1 protein-coding gene is annotated in these 634 nt (G+C 71.1%); it reads left to right on the top strand.

Going from position 1 to position 634, the window contains the following annotated elements; all coding sequences use genetic code 11:
• On the top strand, positions 1 to 634 hold a 634-nt coding region (locus J7528_RS23965; RefSeq protein ID WP_291879868.1), incomplete at both ends, for an AMP-binding protein.

Below are 634 nucleotides of genomic sequence, written 5' to 3'. Positions count from 1 at the left end.
TCCTGCACACGCTGCGGCTGCTCCAGGCGGACGTGTCGGGGATCACCAGCCGGGATGTGGTGATGCCGGTGGTGCCGATGTTCCACGCCAACGCCTGGGGCCTGCCCTTCGCGGTGCCGGCGGCGGGGGCAAAGCTGGTGCTGCCCGGCCGGCATCTCGACGGTGCCAGCCTGGCGAAGCTGATCGCCGCGGAGGGCGTGACGATTGCGGTGGGCGTCCCGACGGTGTGGTTGGGGCTGTGCGATCACCTCGATGCGAGTGGCATGACGCTGCCCTCGCTGCGCCGGATCATCGTCGGCGGCGCGCCGATGCCGCCGGCGTTGATGGAGCGGATCGAGAAGCAGCTCGGCGTGCCGGTCCAGACCAGCTGGGGGATGACCGAGCTTTCGCCGGTGGGCACCTTCGGCGTGCTCAGCGCGCCGACGCGCGACGCGCTGGTTTCCGGCAAGCCGGCGCTCGGCGTCGATCTGCTGCTGATGGACGAGCATGGCGATCCGCTGCCCGGGCAGCGCGACATCGAGGGGCGGCTGCACGTGCGCGGTGCCGCGGTGATCGATCGCTATTTCGGGCAGGAGCGCAGCGCCGCCAATGCCGAAGGCTGGTTCGGCACCGGCGATCTCGCGAGGATCGACCG

It is taken from the genome of Caulobacter sp. (assembly GCF_017744445.1).
Classification (GTDB): Bacteria; Pseudomonadota; Alphaproteobacteria; order Caulobacterales; family Caulobacteraceae; genus Caulobacter.
This window is presented reverse-complemented; position numbering and strand designations above follow the sequence as displayed.